Source organism: Pseudorhizobium endolithicum, assembly GCF_902153245.2.
In the GTDB taxonomy this organism is placed as follows: domain Bacteria; phylum Pseudomonadota; class Alphaproteobacteria; order Rhizobiales; family Rhizobiaceae; genus Neorhizobium; species Neorhizobium endolithicum.
Map to the genome: position 1 here is coordinate 268255 of NZ_CABFWF030000012.1, position 23605 is coordinate 291859.

Annotated in this window: 18 protein-coding genes; 12 read left to right on the forward strand and 6 right to left on the reverse strand. The window is 63.6% G+C overall.

Annotated elements, in window-relative coordinates:
- Positions 1-157 precede the first annotated feature (157 nt).
- Positions 158-1495, forward strand: coding sequence for a hypothetical protein (locus RTCK_RS11130; protein WP_142519704.1), 1338 nt, complete (start codon positions 158-160; stop codon positions 1493-1495).
- A gap of 35 nt (positions 1496-1530) precedes the next feature.
- Here RTCK_RS11130 and lysS read toward each other — a convergent pair whose 3' ends face one another.
- From lysS to RTCK_RS11155, 5 genes are all read right to left on the reverse strand, one after another.
- Positions 1531-3027 carry a lysine--tRNA ligase gene (gene lysS / locus RTCK_RS11135; RefSeq protein WP_142519705.1) on the reverse strand — a complete coding sequence of 499 codons (1497 nt, stop codon included), beginning with the start codon at positions 3025-3027 and terminating at the stop codon, positions 1531-1533.
- Between the two features lie 16 nt (positions 3028-3043).
- Positions 3044-4498, reverse strand: coding sequence for a glutamate--tRNA ligase (gltX, locus tag RTCK_RS11140; RefSeq protein ID WP_142519706.1), 1455 nt, complete (start codon positions 4496-4498; stop codon positions 3044-3046).
- Positions 4499-4602: 104 nt separating this feature from the next.
- Positions 4603-6375, reverse strand: a complete 1773-nt coding sequence (locus RTCK_RS11145) for an SLC13 family permease (protein WP_142592857.1) — start codon at positions 6373-6375, stop codon at positions 4603-4605.
- Between the two features lie 135 nt (positions 6376-6510).
- Positions 6511-7266, reverse strand: coding sequence for a TerC family protein (locus RTCK_RS11150; protein WP_142519708.1), 756 nt, complete (start codon positions 7264-7266; stop codon positions 6511-6513).
- 97 nt (positions 7267-7363) lie between these two features.
- Positions 7364-8044, reverse strand: a complete 681-nt coding sequence (locus RTCK_RS11155) for a TetR/AcrR family transcriptional regulator (RefSeq protein WP_142592858.1) — start codon at positions 8042-8044, stop codon at positions 7364-7366.
- 125 nt (positions 8045-8169) lie between these two features.
- Between RTCK_RS11155 and RTCK_RS11160 the strand changes: the two genes are divergently transcribed.
- The 9 genes from RTCK_RS11160 (at position 8170) to RTCK_RS11200 (ending at position 19963) form a co-directional block, all read left to right on the forward strand.
- Complete coding sequence (locus RTCK_RS11160; protein WP_142592859.1) at positions 8170-9357, forward strand: HlyD family secretion protein; 1188 nt, start codon at positions 8170-8172, stop codon at positions 9355-9357.
- Positions 9358-9383: 26 nt separating this feature from the next.
- A complete protein-coding gene (locus RTCK_RS11165; protein WP_142592860.1) occupies positions 9384-10958 on the forward strand; it encodes a DHA2 family efflux MFS transporter permease subunit in 1575 nt (524 codons plus the stop codon).
- A gap of 133 nt (positions 10959-11091) precedes the next feature.
- A complete protein-coding gene (locus RTCK_RS11170; RefSeq protein ID WP_142592861.1) occupies positions 11092-12117 on the forward strand; it encodes a LacI family DNA-binding transcriptional regulator in 1026 nt (341 codons plus the stop codon).
- A 20-nt stretch (positions 12118-12137) separates the two neighbouring features.
- Complete coding sequence (gene xylB / locus RTCK_RS11175) at positions 12138-13592, forward strand: xylulokinase (RefSeq protein ID WP_142519713.1); 1455 nt, start codon at positions 12138-12140, stop codon at positions 13590-13592.
- A 28-nt stretch (positions 13593-13620) separates the two neighbouring features.
- A complete protein-coding gene (gene xylA / locus RTCK_RS11180) occupies positions 13621-14931 on the forward strand; it encodes a xylose isomerase (RefSeq protein WP_142592862.1) in 1311 nt (436 codons plus the stop codon).
- Positions 14932-15163: 232 nt separating this feature from the next.
- Complete coding sequence (locus RTCK_RS11185) at positions 15164-16687, forward strand: sugar ABC transporter ATP-binding protein (RefSeq protein WP_142519715.1); 1524 nt, start codon at positions 15164-15166, stop codon at positions 16685-16687.
- 4 nt (positions 16688-16691) lie between these two features.
- Positions 16692-17693, forward strand: a complete 1002-nt coding sequence (locus RTCK_RS11190; protein WP_142519716.1) for an ABC transporter permease — start codon at positions 16692-16694, stop codon at positions 17691-17693.
- Positions 17694-17758: 65 nt separating this feature from the next.
- Positions 17759-18724: a substrate-binding domain-containing protein gene (locus RTCK_RS11195; protein WP_142519717.1), complete on the forward strand. Its 966-nt coding sequence runs from the start codon at positions 17759-17761 to the stop codon at positions 18722-18724.
- 186 nt (positions 18725-18910) lie between these two features.
- Positions 18911-19963 carry a sugar phosphate isomerase/epimerase family protein gene (locus RTCK_RS11200; protein ID WP_142592863.1) on the forward strand — a complete coding sequence of 351 codons (1053 nt, stop codon included), beginning with the start codon at positions 18911-18913 and terminating at the stop codon, positions 19961-19963.
- Positions 19964-19968: 5 nt separating this feature from the next.
- Here RTCK_RS11200 and RTCK_RS11205 read toward each other — a convergent pair whose 3' ends face one another.
- Complete coding sequence (locus RTCK_RS11205; RefSeq protein ID WP_142592864.1) at positions 19969-20604, reverse strand: CatB-related O-acetyltransferase; 636 nt, start codon at positions 20602-20604, stop codon at positions 19969-19971.
- A 193-nt stretch (positions 20605-20797) separates the two neighbouring features.
- Here RTCK_RS11205 and RTCK_RS11210 point away from each other — a divergent pair, with 193 nt between their 5' ends.
- A complete protein-coding gene (locus tag RTCK_RS11210; RefSeq protein WP_142592865.1) occupies positions 20798-21970 on the forward strand; it encodes a Gfo/Idh/MocA family protein in 1173 nt (390 codons plus the stop codon).
- Between the two features lie 150 nt (positions 21971-22120).
- Complete coding sequence (locus RTCK_RS11215) at positions 22121-23518, forward strand: GH1 family beta-glucosidase (protein ID WP_142592866.1); 1398 nt, start codon at positions 22121-22123, stop codon at positions 23516-23518.
- Positions 23519-23605 lie beyond the last annotated feature (87 nt).

Genomic DNA, 23605 nt, shown 5'->3' on the forward strand with positions numbered 1-23605 from the left:
CATTCGCATGTTAGCTCGACTAAAAGAGGAATGATCCGGACATCCGAAGGTTCCGCTTAAATCTTCGTCAAGAACCTTGATGCACTGTCGCTCCACCGTCCCATCAGTATTTGCGTCATGAGGTTGGAGTGCCGGAGCTTTGCGGATAAAAACGATCGTGTCCCGCATTCCGCGAAAGCTCCTTCTGGTTCTCGCGGGCGTAACCGTGCTTGGAGGCGGAAGTGGCGCCGCGGCCGTCTATATTGGCGCGGAAAGGCTGCTGGGCCCGTCCTATTCCAGTATTAACGGATTGGCGTGCACAGTTGTCGAGACCGTCAGGATCAGGAGGGCGGACCGCTACTGGATCCGCAAATACGTCACGACCGACAAGCCTGGCGACGGGATCTCCAGGCTCAGGACCGCGCTACGGGTCGCCCGCAAGGTCCAGGAGACCGAGCATTCCGATCTTGTCCAGGTCACGGTGCTGGATCCGGCCGGACCGAGTGAACGCTCCGCGATGCGTGGGCGCGCCATCGGTGCGCAGGTCGTCTACATTCCCGATATGTCCAGCATTCCGCATCCGGCGCGGGTCGAACCGATCAGCGCCTATTACGTCGACGGCCCCGCGAGTGCGACCGGCGAGTTCTGGGGGCTCAGGATCGACCTGCCGCTGGAGGATGCCGAAGCTTTGTTGGCGGCGCTCACGGATGATGCGGACTGCCTCGAACCGGTTGTCGAGGGGGCCGGTGACGGCCACGGCAAGGCCGCCGGCCATGGCGAGGCGAAGGATCACGGAGCGTCGAAAGGCGGACATGACGAAGAGCCTGAGACCGGCCCTCACGGCGCCCCTTCGGGCGAGCATGGCGACGGCACGCCTGTCGCGGGCCACGAAGCGGACGGCGAGCCGGGCCTGCTTGCCTCGCTGACGGCAATGGTCGGTCTCGGCGGAGAAGCTGCGGAGACTGCTCACGAGGCCGGAGATGCGGCAGGCCACGATCTGCCGCCGGATCACCATGTCGAGCCGAAACAGGATGCGTCGTCCGGTTCCCAGGAAACGGAGCAGGACCGTGCTTCCGCCGATCCCTCCGGCGAAGCCGCAAGGCAGGCTCCGGCAGAGGACAAGGGCTGGCTCGACAGCATCAAGGGCATGGTCGGGCTGGACACAGGCGTCGCCGGGACGGAACCACGGGCCGAGCCGGCCGCCGATGCCGGTGACGCGCCGGTCAAGGCGGAGGAGCCGCAAGCGCCTAATGTCGCCACGGAAAAAAGCGAGACCGATGGCGTTTCGCCGAAGCCCGTTGGCGATCACGGCTCCGATTGGCTGGCCAAGATGCGCGCGCAGCCGCTCACGCCGGAGACGGCCAGCGAACCGGCTGCGGATGAGGTGCCACAGGGCGTGTCAACCGCGGCAGCGAAACCGCAGGGGGCGATGGTCGCCAAGGATGACGACCCGGAAAAGCACCGAAGAAGCCGGAGCCCGTCAAAACCCATTGAGGTCCGTAGGCCGAAGATATGAAAAAGGCGGCTCGCGGCCGCCATTTTCATATGAAATCAGTTCGTCCTGCTCCGCTGCGCCGGGAACAGGATCACGTCTCGAATGGACGGTGCATCCGTCAGCAGCATGATCAGGCGGTCGACGCCGATGCCGAGGCCCCCGGCGGGCGGCATGCCCTGGTCGATCGCGTCCAGGAACTCCTCGTCCAACTGCTTGTCCTTCTCGCCGCGCGCATGCGCCTGTTCGAGTTGCTCGACCATGCGGGCGCGCTGCTCTTCCGGATCGTTGAGTTCCGAGAAGGCGTTGCCGATCTCCCAGGTGTTGCAATAGGTCTCGAAGCGTTCCACGAGCCGCGGCTCGCCCGGCACTTCCTTGGCGAAGGGCGAGATGTCCTTGGGGAAATGCGTCACATGCGACGGCTGGACCAGCGTCGATTCCACCTTCTCCTCGAAGATGAAGGCCAGGCACTCGCCCCAGGTCCAGTCCTTCTCGACCTCGAAGCCGGCGGCCCTGGCCGCGGCACGGGCTTCCTCGTCCGTCTTGATGGCTAGGAAATCTATCCCGGTCACTTCCTTCACGGCGTCCGGCATCGGCACGCGGCGGAAGGGGCCCTTGAACGAGATCTCCCTGTCGCCGTACTTGAACTCCGTGGAGCCGTGGATGGTCATCGCAAGCCGCGCGAAGAGGCGCTCGACGAGGTCCATCATGTCCTCGTAGTCGGCATAGGCCCAGTAGCACTCCATCATGGTGAATTCGGGATTGTGCCGTGTGGAGACGCCTTCGTTGCGGAAGTTGCGGTTGATCTCGAACACCTTGTCCGAGAGGCCCGAAACCAGCGTGCGCTTCAGGAACAGTTCCGGCGCGATGCGCAGGTACATGTCGAGCTTCAGCGTGTTGTGGTGCGTCTTGAAGGGCTCGGCCGTCGCGCCGCCGTAGATCGACTGCAGCATCGGCGTCTCGACTTCCATGAAGCCGTCGTCTTCCATGAAGCGGCGGATGCCGGACACGATGCGCGAGCGCTGCTGGAAGCGGAGCTTGGACTCTTCGTTCGACAGGATGTCGAGATGGCGCTTGCGGTAGCGCAGCTCGATGTCGGCCAGGCCGTGGTACTTCTCCGGCATCGGCAGGAGAGACTTGGTCAGCATGGTGATTTGCTGCGCGTTGATCGTCAGTTCGCCGCGCTTGGTGCGGCGCACTACGCCGGTGACGCCGATGATGTCGCCGAGGTCGATCATCGGCAGCATGTCGCGCGCCTCTTCAGGCGTCGTATCCTTGTGGCTGAAGATCTGGATCTTGCCGGAAGCGTCGCGCAGGTCGATGAACATGCCGGAATTGCGCATAGAATAGACGCGGCCGGCCACCGTCACGATGTCCTGCGTCTCCACGTCCGCCTCGAGGTTCTTGTACTTCTCGGCGAGGTCGGCATTGGTCATCGTCCGGTGAAAGTGCGCCGGGTAGACGTCGCCGATCTTCTCGCGCAGAAGCTTGAGCTTCTGTGCGCGCACTTCCGTCGCGTCGGAGGAGAGGGCGGTTTCGTTGTTGCTATCGGTCATTCTGCGGGACCTTCCTTTATTCAGCGCCGACCATGGAAGCCACCACCGTGGCGGCAATCTTCAGCCGCTGGCGCACGACCGAACGGCCGAGGAGCGCCATGGAATCGAAGAGCGGCAGGGAGCGCGACGAGCCGGACATGGCAACGAAGAGGGGCGGCGTGACGACGCGCAGCTTCTTGCCGAGCTTGTCGGCGACATTGCGCAGTTCCTGGTCGATTGCCTCGACATTCCACTCCAGCAGCTTTTCGAGGTCCGCCTGAACGGTGTTGATGATCTCCAGCGTTTCCGCCGGGCTCGTCTTCAGTCCCGCGAAGGAGGCCGGCGTCAGGCCGACATCGTTTGCCAGCAGGAAGCCGGCAAGCTGCGGCAGTTCGCCGAGCTTGGAGATGCGGCTCTGCGACAGCTTCAGGCCTTCGGTCAGGCGCGCGTTCTCCGATGCCCAGTCCAGGGTGCGGGCGATGAAGTCCTCCGGCGTCAGCTTCTCACGGATCCAGCGGCCGTTCAGCCAGTCGAGCTTCTGGATGTCGAAGATCGCGCCGGCCTTGGACAGGTTGTCCGGGTCGAACTTCTCCGCCAGTTCCTCCATGGTCAGCAGTTCCTCGCCTTCGGCGATCTGAATGAAGAACAGGCCGAGGAAGTTCATCAGCGCTTCCGGCAAGTAGCCCAGCGCGGAGTAGTAGGAGATCGAGGTCGGGTTCTTGCGCTTCGACAGCTTCGACTTGTCGGCATTGCGCATCAGCGACAGGTGCATGAACTTCGGCTCGTCCCAGCCGAAGTAGCGGTAGAGCAGGATGTGCTTCGGAACCGAAGCCAGCCATTCCTCGCCCCGTGCAACATGGGTGATCTTCATCAGGTGGTCGTCGATCACGTTGGCCATGTGGTAGGTCGGCATGCCATCGGCCTTGATCAGCACCTGCATGTCGACCGAGTCCCATGGGATCGACACATCGCCATAGACGCCGTCGTGGAAATCGCAGGAGCCTTCCGCCGGGATCTTCATCCGGACAACCGACGCTTCGCCCGCTTCCATCCGGGCGATCACTTCCTCGGCCTTCAGGTTGAGGCAGAGGCCGTCATACTTGGGGGGCTTGCCGGCGGCGCGCTGCGCCTCGCGCATCTGCTCCAGCCGTTCCGGCGTGCAGAAGCAGCGGAAGGCGTGGCCCTTGTCCAGCAGGTCCTGTGCATAGGGCTGGTACATTTCCTTCCGGTCGGACTGGCGGTAAGGGCCATAGGGGCCGCCGACATCGGGTCCTTCCGACCAGGTGAGACCCGTCCACTTCAACGCATCCAGCACCTTCTGCTCGAATTCCGGCGTCGACCGGGTCGCGTCGGTGTCCTCGATGCGCAGGATGAACTCGCCGCCCATCTTCTTGGCGAAGAGGTAGTTGAACAGGGCGATATAGACGGTGCCCACATGCGGCTCGCCAGTGGGCGAGGGGGCGATGCGGACGCGGGGGCCGGAAGTGCTCATGGATGATGCTCGATTTGGCGCCTGGTGCGGCGCGGACCTGCGTGTGTCGGGATTGCAGGCCTTAGCGCATATTCAGCGCCGAGCGTCAAGACTTGAGGGCCATGCTAGCCCACGGGCCAGACCCACAGCAGCACCGGAACGCTGACCAGCACGATGATGAGGGAGAGCGGCAGGCCGAGGCGGGGATAGTCGCTGAACTTGTAGCCGCCCGGTCCCATGACCAGCGTGTTGCACTGGTGGCCCACCGGCGTGAGGAAGTCGCAGCCCGCACCGATTGCGACAGCCATCAGGAAGGCCTCCGGCCGGTAGCTGAGCGCCGTCGCGAAGCTCGCCGCGATCGGCCCCATGACCAGCACGGTCGCGGCATTGTTGAGAAAGGGTGTCACGGCCATGGCCGTCAGCAGGATCATCCCCAGCGCAGCATAGGCAGGTAGCCCTCCCGCCATCTGGCCGAGCCAGGCCGCGATCAGCTCGCTTGCCCCGGAAGTGCGCAAGGTGTCGGAGACGGGGATCAGCGCCGCCAGCATGACCAGAATGGGCCCATCCACTGCCTTGTAGACGTCGGTAAGGGGAATGGCGCGGAAGATCGCCATGCCGAGGGCCGCCGCGAAGAAGGCCACCGCGACCGGTGCCCAGCCGAAGGCCGTGGCGATCATGGCGGCTGCCAGGATGACAAGCGGAATGAAGGCGCGGCGCTGGGTGCCCAGCATGACCTCGCGCTGGGCCAGCGGCAGGAGGTCGAAATCCTGCATCACGCCCGGAAGCGCGTTGCGATTGCCCTGCAGCACGATGACGTCACCTGCCACCAATGTCAGGTCCCTCAGGCGCTCGCTCAGGCGCTGGCCACGACGGCTGACGGCAAGCAGGTTGACGCCCCTGGTGTAGGACAGCGCAAGCTCGCGCGCAGAAAGGCCGGACAGAGGCGACTCGCGCGAGATAATCGCTTCGACCGAAACGAGATCGTCCCGCTGTTGGCCCTTGCCCTTGAGGGGCTTGCCCGAGAGCTGCAGCTTTGCATTGGAGACGACGCGGTCGATGGCGGCCGAGCGGCCCTCCAGGATGAGGGTGTCGAACTCGCGCAGCGCCAGGTCGGGAAAGGGGGACATGCGCGTGGTCCCGCGCAGGACGGCCGTTGCGAGCACCTCGCCGTCCCCGAGCTTCAGCAACTCGCTCAGGGGCTTGCCGACGACGGCCGACTGCGCGGGGATGGTCGCCTCCGACGTGTAGTTGGCGATCTCGACTGCGTCCTCGATGGAATTGTTCTGCTTCGTGCGGGACGGTACCAGCCAATGGAAGAACAGCAGGAAGGTGATGCCGACCAGCGTCAGGACGGCGCCGACCGGCGTGAAGTCGAACATCGTGAAGGGGGTCCCCGTCAGGTCCGCGCGAAGTTGAGAGACGACGATGTTCGGCGACGTTCCGATCTGCGTCATCAATCCGCCGAGCAATGCCGAGAAGGCCATCGGCATCAGGTATTTCGACGGCGAGACACCGGAGCGGCGGGAAAACTGGAAGGCCACCGGCATCATGATCGCAAGCGCGCCTATGTTCTTGATGAAGGCGGACAGGACGGCCACGACGATCATCAACAGGGCGAGCTGCGTGCGCACGGAATTCAGGTTCGGGAAGAACTTCTTGATGGCTATGTCGACGATACCCGACCGGGCTACCGCCGCGCTGACCACGAGCGCGCTGCCGACGATGATGACGATGTCGTCGGAGAAGCCGGAAAAGGCTTCCTCCACCGGAACGATGCCGACCGCCACCGCAGCGACGAGTGCGCAGCACGCGACCATGTCGTAACGGAACCGATCCCAGATGAAGACGGCCATCATCACGCCGATGACGGTGAAAGCAAGGATCTGATCTGTCGACATGGGGCCCCAAGAGAACGTGAAGTGCACCGGGTACGCGTGCACCGCAGGATATGCATAACACGGGGATTGCCGGAAGATATCCCGGCCGAGGAAAATAAAGATGGCCCGGACGATGCCGGGCCAGACGGGTGACGATCAGTGGACCGTGCTGTCCGGCTTCTTGCGCCGGCGCGCGTTGCGGGCGAGCATGTTGAGGACCTCCACCAGCGCCGAGAAAGCCATGGCGGCGTAGATGTAGCCCTTAGGAACATGGAAGCCCATGCCTTCGGCGATCAGCGTGGTGCCGATCATCAGGAGGAAGCCGAGCGCCAGCATGACGATCGTCGGGTTCTTCTCGATGAAGTTGGCAAGCGGAGTGGCAGCGAGCAGCATGACGGTGACGGCGGCGATCACGGCGACGACCATGATCGGGAGATGAGGCGTCATGCCAACCGCGGTGATGATGCTGTCGATTGAGAATACAAGGTCGAGAAGCAGGATCTGCGCGATGGCGGAGCCGAAGGTGATAGCTGCGGCGCCGCCGATCATGTCTTCCTTGTGGTCCACGGGATCGACGGAATGGTGGATTTCACGCGTCGCCTTCCAGACGAGGAAGAGGCCGCCGGCGATGAGGATGAGATCCTTCCAGGAGAAGGGATGGCCGAAGACCTCGAAGATGGGGTTCGTGAGCTGCACGATCCATGCGACGGTTCCGAGCAGTCCGAGCCGCATGATGAGCGCGAGGCCAATGCCGATCTTACGGGCCCTTTCTCGGTGTTCCGGCGGCAGCTTGTTGGTCAGGATCGAGATGAAGATCAGGTTGTCGATGCCGAGCACGACCTCCATGACGACTAGCGTTACCAGCGCGACCCAGGCCGTCGGATCCTGTATAAGCCCCAAAATACCTTGCACGTTTAGCCCCTCTGAATCGGCGTAATTTCCGTCCGATTTAAGATGTCGCGGGACAAAGACAAGAGGAGGAGCAGGCGCCGGTGGTGCCTTGCGAGGTTCAGGCCGCGTTTCCGGAGAAGCCGGAGCGGCCGTAGGCGGCCATGAAGACGCGGATCGCGCTCTTCACCACGTGATCCAGCTCTTCCTGCGGAGGCACGTCGTCGAGATCGCCGAAGAGCCGGAACTTGAAGAAGGTGCCGCTTGCGAGCTCGATGAACTGGCGGGCGGCGAGATCCGTGTCGTCCACCGCCAGGGTGCCTGCCGCCACATGGCGCTTGATGAAGTCCTCGAGGACGGTGCGAACGTTGGCCGGCGAATGGAAGAAGCGGCTGCAGAGCTTCGGCATCCGGTTCCTGACGCCGATCAGGGTGCGCATGGCGTTGATGGTCTGCGGCGAGGTGATGTGGGTCGCGAAGCCGAGGCCGAAGCGGTACAGGCCGTCCTCGACCTCCTCGCTGCCCGCAAGGATATCCTTCAGCTTCAGGGTGATGCGCTCGCGCTCCTGCTCGATGATGGCGCCGAACAGGTCTTCCTTGTTCTCGAAGTAGACGTAGATGGTGCCCTTCGAGACGCCGGCCTCGCGGGTGATGTCGTTCATACTGGCCGCATCGAAGCCAAGCGTCATGAAGACGCGTTTCGCCCCCTCGATGATCTGCCCGCGTTTGACCGGGTCTTCACCGGCCGCGAAGCGGCCCTGATGGTGAGGCAGACATTGATCTTCGGTTTTTTCCCTGGCCATCACAGATCTTCTTAACTTTGCGAACCAATCGGTTCGATTTGTACTTGATATGCGTAGCGGGAGGCTCTATGTCAAGTTCTCCGAACCGATCGGTTCGATAGACGCAATCCTGAGATGGTACCCCCATGACCGCATCCTCTTCCGCAGGCGCGCTTCGCGCAATAGCCAATGACGGTGAAGGCGAAAAAGGCAAACTGCCGGATGGCGACGCCGCTCGGCCCGTCGCCGAGCAGGCGCCTGTGCCGGAAAAGAAGAAGCGGCGCAGCCCGGTTCTTCCGCTCATCCTCGCAGCGTTGCTCGCAGGCGGCGCCTGGTACGGATATGGCTGGTGGACGGACGGCCGTTTCCTGGTGTCGACGGACGATGCGTATATCGAAGGGGATATGGCCATCATCTCCCCAAAGGTGTCGGGCTATGTCGAGAGGGTGAACGTCGTCGAGAACCAGCGGGTGAAGGCCGGCGATCCGCTCGTCACCCTCGACGCCCGTGACTACCAGCTCGCACTCGAGCGCGCCGAGAACGCCATCGAGAGCGCACAGCTCGCCGTCAAGCGGATCGATGCGCAGATCGTGGGCGCGGAGGCTGCGCTGAAGCAGGCCGAGGCGCAGCGCGGCGCCCTGGAGGCAGCCTTGCGGGGAGCCGAGATCACCGAAAGGCGCGCAAGCGGACTCGCCGCGAAATCGATCGGCACGGCCGCCGAGTTGGACAACGCCAAGGTCGCGCTCGATCAGGCCCGCGCCAATCTGGTCGCCGGAGAGGCGAGCGTATCGTCCGCCGAGGCCAATATCGGCCTTCTGCGGGCGCAACGCGACGAGGCGCTGAACACCATCCATTCCCAGGAGCTGGCACGCGACCAGGCGCAGCGAGATCTGGATTTCACCGTGCTGAAGGCGCCTTATGACGGCGTGATCGGCAACCTCGCCGTCCAGACGGGCGATCTTGTCTCGGCCGGCAAGCGGCTCGCGGCGCTTGTTCCGCTCACCGAGCTCTATGTCGAGGCGAACTTCAAGGAGACGCAGATCGGCGACCTCGTTCCGGGCTCCAAGGTGCGCGTCCATGTCGACGCCTTCGAGGAGCACGCCATCGAGGGCACCGTGCAGTCGATCTCCCCGGCATCGGGAGCCGTCTTCTCGATGCTGCCGGCCGAGAATGCGACCGGCAATTTCACCAAGGTGGTGCAGCGCGTGCCGGTCCGTATCTCGCTGCCAGCGGAAGACCTGGCCCGCAAGCATCTGCGCGCGGGCCTCAGCGTCGTCGTGGACGTCGATACCCGCACGGCTCCCTCCGACCATGCCGTAGCCCGGGCAGACTGACCGGCGGAAACCCAAGGAGAGCGGCCATGGCAACAGCGGCCGTCGCGGGCGCGCTTCCCGCCGATCAATCCATGGGCAAGCGGAAGATGATCGCCTTCTTCGCGATGGTCTTCGGCATGTTCATGTCGATCCTCGACATCCAGATCGTCTCCGCCTCGCTGGCGGAGATTCAGGCCGGTCTCGGGGCGGGATCGGACGACGTGGCATGGGTGCAGACCTCTTATCTGATTGCGGAAGTGATCATGATTCCGCTGTCCGGCACGCTTGCCCGCATCCTGTCGACGCGCGTCCTCTTCAGCATCTGCGCCGCCGGCTTCACGATCGCCAGCGCGCTCTGCGCCACCGCCACGAACATCGAGCAGATGATCGTCTACCGTGCGATCCAGGGCTTCATCGGCGGCGGAATGATCCCCTCGGTCTTCGCGGCGGCCTTTACCATCTTCCCGCCGTCCAAGCGTGCGGTCGTTTCCCCGATCATCGGTCTCGTCGCGACGCTCGCGCCGACGATCGGCCCGACCGTCGGCGGCTATCTCAGCCACGCCTTCTCCTGGCACTGGCTCTTTCTGGTCAACATCGTGCCCGGTATCCTCGTCACGGCCGTTGCCTGGAGCATGATCGATTTCGACGAGCCGGAGATGAGCCTCTGGAAGAAGTTCGACTGGTGGGGGCTCCTGTCGATGGGGCTGTTCCTCGGCTCGCTGGAATACGTCCTGGAAGAAGGCAACAACAAGGACTGGTTCAGCGACGAGCACATCGTCCTGGGCACGGTCGCCATGGCGGCGGGGGCGGTCGTGTTCTTCTGGCGCGCCTTCCGGGTCGAGTTCCCTGTCGTCGACCTGCGTGCCTTCGCCAACCGCAACTTCGCGTTCGGCTCGCTCTTCTCCTTCGTGATGGGCATAGGCCTCTATGGCCTCACCTACCTCTATCCCCTCTATCTGGGGCGCATCCGCGGCTATGACTCACTGATGATCGGCGAAACGATGTTCGTCTCGGGTCTGGCGATGTTCCTGACGGCCCCGGTTGCCGGCATGCTTTCGAACCGCCTCGACCCGCGCGTGATGATGGCGATCGGCTTCTTCGGCTTTGCGCTCGGCACCTATCTGATGACGGGGCTCACCGGCGACTGGGATTTCTACGAGTTGCTGATCCCGCAGATCCTGCGCGGCTGCTCGATGATGCTGTGCATGGTGCCGATCAACAACATCGCGCTCGGGACACTGCCGCCGGCCCGCATCCGCAATGCCTCGGGCCTCTTCAACCTGACCCGCAACCTTGGTGGCGCCGTCGGGCTCGCCGTCATCAACACCATGCTGACCCAGCGCTCCGACGAGCACTACGCCCGGCTTTCGGAGCATCTGAGCTACGGCAATCCGGCCGCTCTCGACTGGCTGGGCAGCGTCGGCGCCAACTACGACAGCTTCGGGCTCGACGGCGGTGCCGTCGCGCTGCAGAAGCTTTCCGGCATGGTCACGCAGCAATCCTGGCTCCTGTCCTTCATCGACGTCTTCATGGCGCTGACGGTGCTGTTCGCCGGCCTGATCCTGCTGGTCATGCTGATTTCCAAGCCCTCCGCCCAGGCTGGCGGAGGCGGCGGCCACTGAATCCCGAGCTCCACCGCCGGAAGGGGCTGCCGCCGACGCGGCGGCCTTTTCTGTTTTGCCGCACATGCCGAGGCTACCCGTTTTCTGATTTACGTACCTCAAAAATTCCGCTACCACGATGGCGGGAGGACGGATGAAGCCGACGGTTCACGATATCGCGCGTCTTGCGGGCGTCAGCCTCGCCACGGTCGACCGCGTCCTCAACGGCCGTCCGGGGGTGCGCGGCGTCACCCGCGAAAAGGTAGAGCGGGCGATCGGGTCGCTCGGCTATGTCCGCGATCTCGCTGCGGCCAATCTTGCAAAGGGGCGCACCTACAGGTTCACCTTCATCCTGCCTTGCAACGACAACTCCTTCATGATCGGTCTGAAGCGGGAGGTCGAGGCGGCGATGGAACGGTCTTCGGTCGAACGGACGCGGATCGACATCGCGACGGTTCCGGCCTTTGATGCGGATGCCCTGGTCCGCAAGCTCGAACACTTCCTCATCGAGGGACCTGATGGCGTTGCTTTCGTCGCCATCGACGAGCCGCGGGTCAGATCCGCTGCCGAAAGGCTGGTGGAGGCCGGCATCGCCGTCGTCACGCTGGTATCCGATCTCAGCGCCTCGTCCCGCCAGCATTATGCGGGGATCGACAACATCGCCGCCGGGCGTACTGCGGCCAATCTCATGGGGCGCTTCCTCAGTAAGGTGGATGGCCGGGTCGGGGTTCTGGCGGGATCGATGATGGTGCGCGACCACCGCGAACGGCTCGAGGGATTTCTTTCGGTTCTTTCGGAGGATTTTCCCCAGGTGGCGATCCTGCCTGTCATGGAAGCCCGCGATGATGCCGCTGTTACGGAGGCGCTGGTGCGGGAGGCGCTGCGCCGTCACGTCGGACTGAACGGCATTTACAGCCTGGGTGCGGGCAATCGCGGTCTCATCCGCGCCCTGCGCGAGGTTCCCCCGGGGAAAAGGCCTGTCGTCATCGCCCATGAACTGACCGCCTCCACCCGCCAGGCGCTGCTCGACGGCACCATAGACGCCGTGCTCAACCAGGATGCGGGCCATGAGGTGCGCAGCGCCATCCGGGTGCTGAAGGCCAAGGCGGACGGACTGCCGGTGCTCGCCGCCCAGGAGCGCATCCGCATCGATATTTTCCTCAAGGACAACCTGCCCTAAGGGCAGAAGGAAGGAGCGATATGTATCTCGGTCTCGACCTCGGAACGTCAGGCGTCAAGGCGATGCTGATCGATGCCGACCAGAAGATCATCGGTTCGGCGAGCGGCGGACTCGATGTATCGCGGCCGCATCCGGGTTGGTCGGAACAGGATCCGGCGCATTGGATAAGGGCCACGGAAGAGGCGGTCGCCGGGCTCAAGGCCAAGTTTCCGAAGGAGCTTTCCGCCGTGAAAGGCATCGGCCTCTCGGGGCAGATGCACGGCGCGACCCTGCTCGACAAGGACGACAAGGTGCTGCGGCCCTGCATCCTCTGGAACGACACGCGCTCTCATCAGGAGGCGGCGGAACTCGATGCGGATCCCCGCTTCCGCAAGATCACCGGCAATATCGTCTTTCCCGGCTTCACGGCGCCCAAGCTCGTCTGGTTGAAGAACAACGAGCCGGAGATCTTTGCCGGGGTTGCCAAGGTGCTGCTGCCGAAGGATTACCTGCGCCTCTGGCTGACGGGCGAGCACATCTCCGAGATGTCGGATTCCGCCGGCACCTCCTGGCTCGATACCGGCGCCCGCCAATGGTCGGCGGAGCTTCTGGCGGCAACCGGACTTTCGGAGGATCACATGCCGTCGCTGGTCGAGGGCACGGAACAGGGGGGCAGGCTGCGGGCCGGGCTCGCCTCCGAATGGGGCATGGGCGAGGGTGTCGTGGTGGCCGGTGGCGCGGGGGACAATGCCGCCTCGGCCTGCGGGATGGGTACCGTTGCGGAAGGCAATGCTTTCGTCTCGCTGGGAACTTCCGGCGTGCTCTTCGCGGCCAACGGCTCCTATCTGCCGAAACCGGAAAGCGCCGTGCACGCCTTCTGCCATGCGCTTGCGAACACCTGGCACCAGATGGGCGTCATCCTGTCCGCCACCGATGCACTGAACTGGTATTCGGGCGTCACGGAAAAATCTGCGGCAGACCTGACGGCTGAGCTGGGCGACAGTCTCAAGGCGCCGACCGCTATCACCTTCCTTCCCTATCTCTCCGGCGAACGGACCCCGCACAATGATGCGCAGATCCGTGGCGGCTTCATCGGCCTCGGACACGAATCGAGCCGTGCCGTTCTGACGCAAGCGGTGATCGAAGGCGTCACCTTCGCCATCCGAGACAATCTGGAGGCGTTGAAATCCGCCGGCACGTCGATCTCGCGGGTCACTGCCATCGGCGGCGGCTCGCGCTCGCGCTATTGGCTCGCGTCGATCGCCACCTCGCTGGGCGTTCCGGTCGACATTCCGGCCGACGGCGATTTCGGCGCTGCCTTCGGCGCTGCGCGGCTCGGCCTCATCGCCGCCACGGGTGCCGATCCGGTCGCGGTTTGCCAGCCTCCCAGGACGGCAGACACGATCGATCCGGTCTCGTCGCTCTCGCAGGCCTATGAGACCGCCTACGCCCGTTACCGCGCCGCCTATCCGGCGATCCGCTCCCTCACGCACTAAGAGAAACATTGACTCCCAGGAGGAACACATGAGCACAGGCTTTTTCGGAGACATCCAGAAGATCAAGTATGAAGGCCCGGACAGCACCAATCCGCTTGCCTTCCGCCACTATAAACCGGACGAGATCGTCGCCGGCAAGCGCATGGAGGACCATCTGAGGTTCGCCGTCGCCTACTGGCACACCTTCACCTGGCCGGGCGGCGACCCCTTCGGCGGGCAGACCTTCCAGCGCCCCTGGTTCGAGGACACGATGCAGGCGGCGAAGATGAAGGCGGATGTCGCCTTCGAATTCTACCAGCTGCTCGGCGCGCCCTTCTACTGCTTCCACGATGCGGACGTCCGGCCGGAAGGCAACAGCTTCGCCGAGAACACCCGGAACCTTAACGAGATCGTCGACTACTTCGAGAAGAAGCAGGCCGAGACCGGCGTGAAGCTTCTGTGGGGTACGGCGAACCTCTTCTCGCACCGTCGCTTCATGGCCGGCGCTTCCACCAATCCGGATCCGGACGTCTTCGCCTTCTCCGCGGCGACCGTGAAGACCTGCCTGGATGCCACCAAGCGCCTCGGCGGCGTCAACTACGTGCTGTGGGGCGGCCGTGAAGGTTACGAGACCCTGCTCAACACTGACCTGTCCCGCGAACTCGATCAGATGGGCCGCTTCCTCAATCTCGTTGTCGAGTACAAGTACAAGATCGGCTTCGAGGGTACGATCCTGATCGAGCCGAAGCCGCAGGAGCCCACCAAGCACCAGTACGATTACGATGTCGCGACCGTCTATGCCTTCCTGCAGAAGCATGGGCTGGACAAGGAGGTGAAGGTCAACATCGAGCAGGGCCACGCGATCCTCGCCGGTCATTCCTTCGAGCACGAGATCGCCATGGCCAACGCCTTCGGCATCTTCGGCTCGATCGACATGAACCGCAACGACTACCAGTCCGGCTGGGATACCGACCAGTTCCCCAACAACGTGCCGGAAATGGCGCTTGCCTACTACCATATCCTCCAGGGTGGTGGCTTCAGGAACGGCGGCACCAACTTCGACGCCAAGCTGCGCCGCCAGTCGCTCGATCCGCAGGATCTGCTGATCGGCCATATCGGCGGCATGGATTGCTGCGCCCGCGGTCTGAAGGCGGCAGCCAGGATGATCGAGGAGGGTGCGCTGTCGAAACCGCTCGAGGAGCGCTATGCCGGCTGGAACAGCCCCGAGGCGCAGAAGATGCTGCGTGGGGAATACAAGCTGGACGACATCGCGGCCCTGGTGGAGCGCGAAAACATCAACCCCGAGCCGCGCTCGGGGCGCCAGGAGTATCTGGAAAACGTCGTCAACCGCTACGTCTGATGGGGTGAGGCGAGGCCGGCATCATCCGCCGGCCTCGCCTGGCATCTTCGATCATCATGGTGCGGCGTCATTCCAATTCTGAACTCAAAGCTGCTTTACGTACCTCAAAATCTTGGCTAGCCTGAAATCGGGAGGAAGTTCAGGTGCACCGAATAAAGACAGTGCGGCCCGGCATTTGCCGGGCGGGTGGAGTTGCTGCGGCTTTCGAAGCCTCGGCCGCGGGTGGTGTTCGATGACGCCCGAACCCTCTCCGAACCCATCGCCGATCCTGGAGGCCCGAAGTCTTTCGAAGGCATTCGGGCCGGTGGAGGTTCTGCGCGATGTCGGGCTCACCGTCTTGCCCGGAGAGGTTCATGCCATCATCGGGGAGAACGGCGCGGGCAAGTCGACGCTGATGAAGATCCTCGCCGGCAATCATCAGCCGACCCGCGGCGAGATCCTTATCGACGGCCAGCCGGTGCATTTCGCTGGGCCGGTCGATGCGGAAAGCCGGGGCATCGTGCTGGTGCACCAGGAAATCCTGCTCGCCCCTGATCTGACGGTCGCCCAGAACATCTATCTTGGCCGCGAGATCGGCAAGGGACTGACCGTTGACGACAAGGCGATGAACGAGGGCGCCGCCAAGGGGCTGCGCGATCTGGGGGCCGACATCGACCCGAAAGCCATCGTCGGCAGCCTGTCGATTGCCCAGCGCCAACTGGTGCAGATCGCCCGGGTGCTGCTCGTGCCGCACCGTATCGTCATCTTCGATGAGCCGACCGCGTCGCTGACGCCATTCGAGACGGAAGCGCTGCTCAAGGTCATCAACGACATCCGCGCCAAGGGCGTTGGCGTCCTCTACATCTCGCACCGCCTGCCGGAGGTGAAGCAGATCGCCGATCGTGTGACCGTGCTTCGGGACGGCCGGCTTGTGGCCAGTCACGATGCCGCCGACCTGGAACCGGCCGACATGGCACGGCTGATGGTCGGCCGCGACGTCGCCAAACTCTATCCGGATCGTCATGCGGCGCAAGCGCGTGAAACGGTGCTGGAGGTCGAAAATTTCGACGTGCCTGGTTATGCCAGGAGTGCGAGCTTCCAGTTGCGCAAGGGAGAGATCCTGGGCTTCGCCGGCCTCGTCGGGGCCGGGCGCACCGAATTGATGGAAGGTCTGGTCGGCGTACGGCGCGCAAGCGGGACCGTTCGCCACAACGGGCAACCGGTTCAGTTCCGGGATGCGAGCCAGAGTATGCAAGCCGGCATCGTCTACCTGTCCGAAGACCGCAAGGGCAAGGGACTGCTCCTGCTGAAGGACCTGGCCACCAACCTGACGCTTGCCTCCATCCGCCGCTTCGTCCGCGGCCTTCAGATCGACCGCAAGCGGGAGGCTGAGGCGCTGGAGGGAGCCATCCGCGAGTTCGATATCCGCACCGGCCGCAAGGACCTGCTCGCCGGCCAGCTCTCCGGCGGCAACCAGCAGAAGCTGCTCATAGCCAAGATGATGATGCTCGATCCGTCGATCGTCATCATCGACGAGCCGACGCGCGGCATCGACATCGGCACCAAGGAACAGATCTACAAATTCATCGCTCGGCTGGCGGAAGAGGGGCGGGCGATCATCGTCGTCTCTTCCGAGATGCCGGAGCTGATCGGCATCTGCGACCGCATCCTCGTCATGCGGTCAGGACAGATCGTCGGCGAAGTCACGGGGGAACACATGAACGAGAATGAGATCGTGGTGCTCGCCACGGGCGTAAAGACCGGGGAGGCTGCCTGAGGCCATGACGACTGCCGCAACTGAAACGGCCAAGCCGAAGACCTCGCGCGACTGGGATCTCAGGGCGGTAGCGCCCTTCGTCGCGCTCGCTCTCCTGCTCGTGCTCGGGGCGTTGGCCAACGACAACTTCATCTCCGTTGCCAACCTTTCGAACGTCATCACCCGCAGCGCCTTCATCGCCATTATCGCTCTTGGTGCAACCTATGTGATCTCGTCCGGCGGTCTCGACCTTTCCGTCGGCGCGATGGTGGCCTTTGTCGCCAGCCTGATGATCATGTTCCTGAATTCCGGGGCGATCGCAGACCCCTTGATGCTGCTGATTGCCGGCATGGCGCTTGCCGTGGCGATCGGCGCGGCCTGTGGCCTGTTCAACGGCCTCATTACTACGGTCGGCCAGATCGAGCCCTTCATCGCCACGCTCGGCACGATGGGCATCTATCGCGGCCTCACCACCTGGCTCAGCCAGGGCGGGGCGATCACCCTGCGTGACCGCGAGCTTCAGTCGCTCTACCGGCCGGTCTATTTCGGCGAGGTTCTGGGCGTGCCGGTGCCGATCATCGTGATCTTCGTGACCGCTGCGATCGCCGCCTTCGTGCTCTACCGCACGCGCTACGGACGCCACCTGATCGCCGTCGGCTCGAACGAGGACGTCGCTCGCTATTCCGGGATATCCGTCAAGCGAGTCCGCACCATCGCCTATGTCGTCCAGGGGCTTTGCGTCGCCATCGCCGTGCTGCTCTACGTGCCGCGCCTCGGTTCAACCTCTGCCACGACGGGTATCCTCTGGGAGTTACAGGCGATCACGGCAGTCGTCGTGGGCGGCACTGCGCTTAGGGGCGGGGTAGGGCGCATCTGGGGCACGCTCTGTGGCGCCTTCATCCTGGAAATCGTCGGCAACATCATGCTGCTGTCGAACTTCGTCAGCGAATACCTCATCGGCGCCATCCAGGGCGCGATCATCATCATCGCCATGCTCGTGCAGCGCTCGCTGTCGCGGCGGTCGTGAGAACCGGCCGGGCTCTGTGGGTCGCGCCCGGCTGGCAACAAAGACCCGAACTTGGGAGAGAGAACATGCGTAGAAGAACTTTCGGGATCGCGGTTGCGGCGCTTGCAGCGTCAGTTGCCATGGCGCCCAACCTCGGTTGGGCGCAGGAGGAGAAGAAGGCGACGATCGGCGTTTCCATCCCGGCGGCCGACCACGGCTGGACTGCGGGCGTCGTCTACCATGCCGAACGCGTGGCAAAGCTCTTGATGGAAGAGCATCCGGGCCTCAACGTTATCGTCAAGACGTCACCAGATCCGGCAAGCCAGGCGAATGCCGTCCAAGACCTTGCGGTGCAGGGCATTGACGCGCTGGTCATCCTGCCGACGGATCCGGATCCGCTGGTCAACGCCATCCAGCAGGTCAAGGACGCCGGCACCTTCGTCGCGCTCGTCGACCGCGCGCCGTCCAACAACGACAACTCGGTGCGCGACCTCTACGTCGCGGGCAACAACCCGGCACTCGGCGAAGTGGCCGGCAAGTACATCGCCGAGACGACGCCGGATGCCGAAGTCGTCGTCATCCGCGGCCTGCCGATCCCGATCGACCAGCAGCGCCAGGACGGGTTCGACAAGGGTATCGAAGGTTCCAACGTCAAGGTTCTGGAGCGCCAGTACGGCAACTGGAACCGCGACGACGCCTTCCGCGTGATGCAGGACTACCTGACCAAATATCCGAAGATCGACGTCGTCTGGGCGCAGGACGACGACATGGTCGTCGGCATCCTGGAAGCGATCGAGCAGTCCGGTCGTACCGACATCCAATACGTGGTTGGTGGCGCCGGTTCGAAGGACATGATCAAGCGCGTCATGGACGGCGACAAGATGGTGCCCGTCGACGTTCTCTATCCGCCGGCAATGATCGCGACCGCCATGCAGATGACGGCCGCCGGGCTGTATGACCAGGTACCGGTCGACGGCGAGTACATCCTCGATGCAACGCTCGTCACCAAGGACAATGCCGAGCAGTTCTACTTCCCGGATTCGCCGTTCTGATCCGCAGATGTCCACCTGAACCCTCGCCCTCTCCCCGTTTCGACGGGGGGAGGGACGTGCCCGGCCTTCCTGTCAGCAATGGGACAGAGGGGTAGCAGCCTGCGTCCTTCTCCCCGTGAGTGCGGAGAAGATCCGGCAGCCGGACGGGCAAGCAATCGATGCAGCAATAACGTCACGGAGATTTCCATGAAGACGATCAAAGGTCCGGCCATCTTTCTCGGCCAGTTCGCAGGCGATGCCGCACCGTTCAATTCCTGGGACGCGATCACCAAATGGGCGGCCGACAAGGGCTATGTCGGCGTCCAGGTGCCGACCTGGGCCGGACAGTTGATCGACCTCAAGAAGGCGGCCGAATCCAAGGACTATTGCGACGAGTTCGCGGGTGTCGCGCGCCAGAACGGCATTGAGGTGACGGAGCTTTCGACGCACCTGCAGGGTCAACTCGTCGCCGTTCATCCCGCCTATGACGAAGCCTTCGACGGTTTTGCCGTGCCGGAGGTGCGCGGTAACCCGAGGGCGCGGCAGGAATGGGCGGTCAACCAGGTGAAGATGGCGCTGTCGGCGTCGAAACACCTCGGCATCAAGGCACACGCTACTTTCTCCGGCGCGCTTGCCTGGCCCTTCATTTACCCATGGCCGCAGCGCCCGGCCGGCCTCATCGAAACCGCCTTCGACGAACTCGCGCGGCGCTGGACTCCGATCCTCGACCACGCTGAAGAGTGCGGCGTCGACGTCTGCTACGAGATCCATCCGGGTGAGGACTTGCATGACGGCGTCACCTTCGAGATGTTCCTCGAGCGGGTGAAGAGCCACCCACGCGCCAACATGCTCTACGACCCGTCGCACTACGTGCTGCAGTGCCTCGACTATCTCGATAACATCGACATCTACAAGGATCGGATCAAGATGTTCCACGTCAAGGACGCGGAGTTCAATCCGACCGGCCGGCAGGGTGTCTACGGCGGCTACCAGGGCTGGGTGCAGCGCGCCGGCCGCTTCCGCTCGCTCGGCGACGGCCAGGTGGATTTCGGCGCCGTCTTCTCGAAGCTCACCGCCAACGACTTCGACGGCTGGGCCGTGGTCGAGTGGGAATGCGCGCTGAAGAACTCCGAGGACGGCGCACGCGAAGGCGCTGACTTCGTCAGGCACCACATCATCCGGGTCACCGAAAAGGCCTTCGACGATTTCGCCGCCGGCGGCACGGACGAGGCGGCGAACCGCCGGATGCTGGGGCTGTGACAGGGTCAGCCGGCTCTGAGGGCGGCGAGATCGCCGCTTTCGATTGCCGGAAGCGCGGCTTCTATACGGTCGATCGGCCAATTCCACCAGGCTATTGCAAGAAGTTCCGTTATGACGTCATCGGAAAACCGGCGGCGGATCGGCTTGGACGGGTTGCCGCCGACGATGCTGTAGGGTGCGACGTCCCTCGTCACGACCGAGCCGGCGGCAACGATGCTGCCGGCGCCGATCGTCACGCCGGGCATGACGAGGCTGCCGTAGCCGATCCAGACGTCCGGGCCGATCACCGTGTCCTTCGCCGGAAGTTCCGCGTAGTCGGCCATGGTCTCCGGCTTGAAGATCCTGAAGGGGTAGCAGCTGAATCCCTGCATCGGGTGGTTCGCCGAACTGGTGATGAACTTCACGCCGTGCGCCAGTTGCACGAACGGGCCGATCACCAACTTCTCGCGGCTGAACGGATAGAGATAGGGAGCGATCGTGCCCGGTATGTCGACGGGTTCGTCAAAGCTCGAATAGTAGCTGTAGTCACCTACGGTGATGCGAGGGTGGTCAATCACCTGGTTGAGATGGACGGTTCCTTTGACGATGGTTCCGTCGGCAAGCGTGATGGGATGGGCTGCATCTGCGTTGAGCAATGGCATGACTGGACCTTTCAACAGGAGAGTCCCGGAAGCGCTCGCGGCGCAACTGGAATGGCTTTGTGTTGAAGCCTCCGTCGGAGGCGGGTCCTAGGTGTTCACTGCCAGGGCATCCTTCTGTCGATGGAACGCAAGCTAATACGCCGGGAAGGCAATGTTAAGAGCAACTTCGGTTGCGAAGCGAAAGGGAGACGACATGGCTATCGAAGGCAAGGACGAACAGGCACGCGAGCCGCGCATCCGGCTCGGCATGGTGGGCGGCGGCGCGGGCGCCTTCATCGGTGCCGTTCACCGCATGGCAGCACGGCTGGACGACCAGTTCGAACTGGTGGCGGGTGCGCTTTCTTCCACGCCGGAAAAGGCGATGCAGTCGGGACGAGACCTGGGGCTTGATCCGGCCCGCACCTATGGCTCCTACAAGGAGATGGCGATCCGCGAGGCGCGGCTGAAGAACGGCATCGAGGCCGTATCCATCGTGACGCCGAACCATGTGCATTACGAGGCCGCCAAGGAATTCCTGCGCCGCGGCATCCATGTCATCTGCGACAAGCCGCTGACTTCGAACCTGGCAGACGCCAAGAAGCTCAAGAAGGTGGCGGACGAGAGCGATGCGCTCTTCATCCTCACCCATAACTATACCGGCTATCCCATGGTGCGCCAGGCGCGGGAGATGGTGCAGAACGGCGACCTCGGCACCATTCGTGTCGTCCAGGTGGAGTATCCGCAGGACTGGCTGACGGAAGCGGTCGAGCAGACCGGCGCCAAGCAGGCCGTCTGGCGCACGGACCCGGCGCAGTCCGGCGCGGGCGGCTCCACCGGCGACATCGGCACGCATGCCTATAACCTGGCCTGCTTCGTTACCGGCCTGACGCTGGAGAGCCTGGCGGCCGATCTCGACAGTTTCGTCGAGGGGCGGCGCCTCGACGACAACGCCCATGTCATGCTGCGCTTCGAAGGCGGCGCGAAAGGCATGCTCTGGTGCAGCCAGGTGGCGCCAGGCAACGAGAACGGGTTGAAGATCCGCGTCTACGGCACGAAGGGCGGGATCGAGTGGACGCAGGCCGATCCGAACTACCTGTGGTTCACGCCCTTTGGCGAGCCGAAGCGCCTGATCACCCGCAACGGTGCAGGTGCAGGTGCTGCCGCCGCCCGCGTCAGCCGCATCCCCTCCGGCCATCCGGAAGGCTATCTGGAAGCCTTCGCGACGATCTACACGGAAGCGGCGCGCGCGATCAACGCGGCGAAGAAAGGCGCGAAGATTGACAAGGACGTCATCTATCCAACCGTCGACGACGGCGTGAAGGGTGTCGCCTTCGTCGAGGCTTGCGTCGCGTCCTCGAAGAAGAACGGCGCCTGGGTAAAGCTCTGACATCTGCAGCGGGGGGCGCAGTGACGTCCCCCCGCTGCAACTGCAGCCCTTGTGACTTTCTGCAACGTTTCAGCTTTTGCCTGTACATCAGGGCCCGGCTTTACTAAACCGCCGCCGACAGCCTCATCTCCGTGGAATGGCGAGCCCTACATGACTAATCCCAAGACCCTTGCAGCCCGTTTCCCTGGCGACTTTACGTTCGGCGTCGCCACGGCGTCGTTCCAGATCGAAGGGGCAACGAAGGAGGACGGGCGCAAGCCCTCCATCTGGGACGCCTTCTCCAACATGCCGGGCCGGGTCTGTGGCCGTCACAACGGCGATATCGCCTGCGATCACTACCATAGGCTGGATCAGGATCTCGACCTCATCAAGGAGATGGGCGTTTCGGCCTATCGCTTCTCCATCGCCTGGCCACGGATCATCCCCGAGGGTGTCGGGCGGGTGAACGAGAAGGGGCTCGATTTCTATGACCGGCTGGTGGATGGCTGCAAGGCGCGGGGCATCAGGACCTTCGCGACCCTCTACCATTGGGACCTGCCGCTGGCGCTCATGGGCGACGGCGGCTGGACGGCGCGCTCGACCGCCTATGCCTTCCAGCGCTATGCGAAGGTGGTGATGGCTCGCCTCGGTGACCGGCTGGATGCGGTCGCGACCTTCAACGAACCGTGGTGCTCCGTCTGGCTCAGCCACCTCTACGGAGAGCACGCGCCGGGCGAGCGCAACATGGAAGCCGCCCTTCACGCCATGCACTACACAAATCTCGCCCATGGGCTCGGCGTCGAGGCCATCCGGGACGTGAGCCCGAACGTGCCTGTCGGGCTGGTCTTGAACGCCCATTCCGTCATTGCCGCCTCCGGCAGCACGGAGGACAAGGCCGCCGCCGAACGGGCGTTCGAATTCCACAATGGGGCCTTCTTCGGCCCTGTCTTCAAGGGCGAGTATCCGCCGGTGCTTCTCGATGCGTTGGGCGGCCGCATGCCGAAGGTTGAGGAAGGAGATCTTACCACGATCAGCGGCAAGCTCGACTGGTGGGGGCTCAACTACTACACGCCGATGCGGGTGGCCGATGATGCGGCACGAGGCGGTGACTTCCCCTGGACGAAGGACGCGCCTCCGACAAGTGACGAGAAGACCGACATTGGCTGGGAGATCTATTCACCGGCCCTGAAGCTGCTCGTCGAAGACCTATACCGCCGTTACGACCTTCCCGAGATGTACATCACCGAGAACGGCGCGGCCTACAACATGGGCGTCGGCGAGGACGGCGAGGTGGATGACCAGCCACGGCTCGATTACTACGCCGACCACCTGTCGGTCTGTGCCGATCTCATTGCCGACGGGTTCCCGCTGCGCGGCTACTTTGCCTGGAGCCTGATGGACAATTTCGAATGGGCGAAGGGCTACCAGATGCGCTTCGGCCTCGTCCACGTCGACTACGAGACGCAGGTTCGAACGGTCAAGAAGAGCGGCAAGTGGTACAAGGCGCTCGCATCGGAGTTTCCGAAAGGAAGCCATCGTGCTGCCGATGCTTCAGGGACTGTTCCTTAACGACTATCGGATAGCCTGCGCCGGCTTGGAGAAGGGGAATGGCATGGCGTGTGCAGGTTGCAGAGACGGTGAGGGATTTGAACTACC

What these genes read in the sequence shown, in the direction of transcription:
- RTCK_RS11165 (WP_142592860.1), top strand. Translation starts at nt 9,384, where the DNA reads ATGGCAACAGCGGCCGTCGCGGGCGCGCTTCCCGCCGATCAATCCATG.
- RTCK_RS11195 (WP_142519717.1), top strand. Translation starts at nt 17,759, where the DNA reads ATGCGTAGAAGAACTTTCGGGATCGCGGTTGCGGCGCTTGCAGCGTCA.
- RTCK_RS11210 (WP_142592865.1), top strand. Translation starts at nt 20,798, where the DNA reads ATGGCTATCGAAGGCAAGGACGAACAGGCACGCGAGCCGCGCATCCGG.
- RTCK_RS11205 (WP_142592864.1), bottom strand. Translation starts at nt 20,604, where the DNA reads ATGCCATTGCTCAACGCAGATGCAGCCCATCCCATCACGCTTGCCGAC.
- RTCK_RS11155 (WP_142592858.1), bottom strand. Translation starts at nt 8,044, where the DNA reads ATGGCCAGGGAAAAAACCGAAGATCAATGTCTGCCTCACCATCAGGGC.
- gltX (WP_142519706.1), bottom strand. Translation starts at nt 4,498, where the DNA reads ATGAGCACTTCCGGCCCCCGCGTCCGCATCGCCCCCTCGCCCACTGGC.
- RTCK_RS11170 (WP_142592861.1), top strand. Translation starts at nt 11,092, where the DNA reads ATGAAGCCGACGGTTCACGATATCGCGCGTCTTGCGGGCGTCAGCCTC.
- RTCK_RS11185 (WP_142519715.1), top strand. Translation starts at nt 15,164, where the DNA reads ATGACGCCCGAACCCTCTCCGAACCCATCGCCGATCCTGGAGGCCCGA.
- RTCK_RS11160 (WP_142592859.1), top strand. Translation starts at nt 8,170, where the DNA reads ATGACCGCATCCTCTTCCGCAGGCGCGCTTCGCGCAATAGCCAATGAC.
- RTCK_RS11145 (WP_142592857.1), bottom strand. Translation starts at nt 6,375, where the DNA reads ATGTCGACAGATCAGATCCTTGCTTTCACCGTCATCGGCGTGATGATG.
- xylA (WP_142592862.1), top strand. Translation starts at nt 13,621, where the DNA reads ATGAGCACAGGCTTTTTCGGAGACATCCAGAAGATCAAGTATGAAGGC.
- RTCK_RS11190 (WP_142519716.1), top strand. Translation starts at nt 16,692, where the DNA reads ATGACGACTGCCGCAACTGAAACGGCCAAGCCGAAGACCTCGCGCGAC.
- lysS (WP_142519705.1), bottom strand. Translation starts at nt 3,027, where the DNA reads ATGACCGATAGCAACAACGAAACCGCCCTCTCCTCCGACGCGACGGAA.
- xylB (WP_142519713.1), top strand. Translation starts at nt 12,138, where the DNA reads ATGTATCTCGGTCTCGACCTCGGAACGTCAGGCGTCAAGGCGATGCTG.
- RTCK_RS11215 (WP_142592866.1), top strand. Translation starts at nt 22,121, where the DNA reads ATGACTAATCCCAAGACCCTTGCAGCCCGTTTCCCTGGCGACTTTACG.
- RTCK_RS11200 (WP_142592863.1), top strand. Translation starts at nt 18,911, where the DNA reads ATGAAGACGATCAAAGGTCCGGCCATCTTTCTCGGCCAGTTCGCAGGC.